Annotated in this window: 1 rRNA gene; it reads right to left on the bottom strand. The window is 34.7% G+C overall.

Going from position 1 to position 326, the window contains the following annotated elements:
* Nucleotides 1-261 precede the first annotated feature (261 nt).
* Nucleotides 262-326: ribosomal RNA gene (locus H5159_RS20855) — 16S ribosomal RNA — on the bottom strand; the annotation flags it as partial.

Below are 326 nucleotides of genomic sequence, written 5' to 3'. Positions count from 1 at the left end.
CTTCGCCAGAAGTTAATATTGAATACTAAAGTAGATACCAATCAATCAACGTAAAACGTTAATTAAATGGCACTGAATGGTACTGCTACCATTCTTTTTTTACTTTTGAAAACTCTTGATAAATAACAATGTTATTCATCAGAATTTTATTATCAGCTTTTCCAAATTTTTAAAGAGCATATTAATTAGTTATCCCGAAGGACAAGCACTAATTAACAATCATCTGTGTGGACACTACGAACAAATAAGTTCTAAATCGTATAAGGAGGTGATCCAGCCCCAGGTTCCCCTAGGGCTACCTTGTTACGACTTCACCCCAGTCATGA

The organism is Pseudoalteromonas sp. SG43-1 (assembly GCF_014164415.1).
Lineage (GTDB): Bacteria > Pseudomonadota > Gammaproteobacteria > Enterobacterales > Alteromonadaceae > Pseudoalteromonas > Pseudoalteromonas distincta.
The sequence above is the reverse complement of the archived record's forward strand: the minus strand, read 5'-3'. Positions and strand labels throughout refer to the sequence as shown.